The organism is Thermodesulfobacteriota bacterium, from assembly GCA_040758155.1.
GTDB lineage: Bacteria > Desulfobacterota > Deferrimicrobia > Deferrimicrobiales > Deferrimicrobiaceae > UBA2219.
The window spans coordinates 1-2,099 of record JBFLWB010000116.1 but is presented as its reverse complement, the minus strand read 5'-3'; the positions used below and the strand labels follow the sequence as shown (position 1 = coordinate 2,099).

Sequence of the window (2,099 nt, the reverse complement as noted above, 5' to 3'; positions counted from 1 at the left end):
TTGCGGGGTGGTCAGCTCGGGGGCGCGCCGCGGGGCCCGCCGGATCTCCTCCGCGTCCTCCCGGAGCGGCGAGTTCCCTTCGAGCCCGCCCAGGAGCGACTCGCTGTATCCGAGGACGACCGTCAGCAGGTTGTTGAAATCGTGGGCGACCCCTCCGGCCAGCCGTCCCACCGCCTCCATTTTCTGGGACTGGCGGAGCCGTTCCTCCAGGTTCCTGCGCTCCGTGATGTCGGTGACGATGGAAAACAGCAGCGACCGTCCTCCCACGTTCACGGGGGAGGAATGGACTTCGACGGTGCGGATCTCGCCGTCCGCCAGCCGATGCCGGAAGACGAAATGCTCCCGTTCCCTGTTCAGCGCGCGCATCCGCTCGGCGGTCAGCTCCGCCTCGGGCAGCGTGTTGATCCGGCCGATCTTCATGGCGCGCAACGTTTCCTCCGTGTATCCGTAGAACCGCGCCGCCGCCGGGTTGGCGTCCTCGATCCGCCCGGTGTAGGGATCGATCAACAGCATCACGGAGCTGTTCTCCCGGAAGATGTTGCGGAAGCGCTCCTCGCTCTCCCGAAGCCGCCGCTCGGCCTCCATTTCCCTGCGCTGCCGGAGGCCGGCCACCGCGAGCATCTCCGCGAAGCGGGCCAGGAAGGCCAGGTTTTCCCGAAGGGTCCGTTCGGAGACGACCGGGACCCTTTTCACGGCGTCGATGTAGGCCGCTTCGTCGAACCCGTATTTCCCCGCCTGGGTCCGGAAAATATCCAGGTCGGGCTCCTCGAGGAAAAGCTGCCCCGTGAAGACGCTCCCCAGGTGCTCTCCCTCGATGACGATCGGCGTCGCGGCGTCCACCAGCCCGTGGGGACACCGGTACACGATCGAAGGGTCCGCCTCGTGCAGGTGCCGGGCGATGTGCCGGTCGCTTTCGATGCACCGCTTCTCGGCTTCCGGGTGGAGGCGGTGGAATTTCATGCACACGTCCTGCCACCCCGAGCGCGTGTGGACGTTCCCGTCCGAATCGATGATGGCCGAGGGGATTCTCGACGCGACGTACAGGCTGTCCAGCGCGAGCTGGAGGGCGGGAATATCCAGGAGATCCGCCAGCTTGTATTTCATGCCTTTCCGGATTCTCCTCACCTTTCCCGGTCGAGCACCTGCCGGACTTTCATCGCGAGTGCCGCCGGGGTGTACGGCTTGTTGATGAAATGCAATCCGTCTTCCAGCACGCCCTGATGGGTGATGGTGTCCTCGGTGTATCCGGAAGCGAAAAGAACCACGGCCTCGGGGTAGCATTCGCGCAGGCGCCTGGCCAGCTCCGGGCCGTTCATTCCCGGCATGACGACGTCGGTCAGCAGCATGTCGATCCGTCCGGGATGGCCGTTGAGGGCCGCAAGCGCCTCCTTGCCGCCGGACGCTTCCAGGACCCGATATCCGCGCCCGGCCAGCGTCCTGACGCAGATCTTCCGCACCATGTCGTCGTCCTCGACGACGAGGACGGTTTCCGAGGGCGCGCGCCCCTCGTCCGGAGGCTTTTCCTTCTTCGGCTGCTCCAAAACGGCTTCGACCCTCGGCAGGTAGACCTTGAAGGTCGTTCCCAGGCCCGGTTCCGAATACACCTCGATCGATCCGCCCTCCTGCTTCACCGACCCGTAGATCATCGCCAGGCCGAGTCCCGTTCCGCTTCCCTTGTCCTTCGTGGTGAAAAACGGCTCGAAAATATGCGTCCTGACCTCTTCGGTCATCCCGTGCCCCGTGTCGGACACCGCCATCATGACGTAACGCCCCGGCCGGACGTACGGGTGCCTGGAGCAGTAACCGTCGTCGAGGTCCACGTTCGCCGTTTCAATGGCGATCCTTCCCCCTTCCGGCATCGCGTCCCTCGAATTCACCACGAGATTGACCAGGATCTGCTCGAACTGCCCCGGGTCGAACTTCACAAGGCCGAGGCGCTCCTCCGCGACGGTCCGCAGCTCGATCTTCTCCCCGATGAGGCGGACCAGCATGCGCTGTATCTCGGCGATGTGATCGTTCAGGTTCATGATCTTCGGCTCGATGACCTGCTTCCGGGAAAACGCAAGCAGCCGCTGGACCAGCCGGGCCGCCATCCCGGA

General features: G+C 64.9%; 2 protein-coding genes. Both read right to left on the bottom strand.

Going from position 1 to position 2,099, the window contains the following annotated elements; translation table 11 throughout:
• Positions 1 to 1,104 (bottom strand): PocR ligand-binding domain-containing protein (locus AB1346_07480; GenBank protein ID MEW6720274.1); only part of this gene is annotated, 1,104 nt, incomplete at its 3' end.
• A 17-nt stretch (positions 1,105 to 1,121) separates the two neighbouring features.
• Positions 1,122 to 2,099: ATP-binding protein (locus AB1346_07475; GenBank protein MEW6720273.1), on the bottom strand; the 978-nt coding region annotated here is incomplete at its 5' end.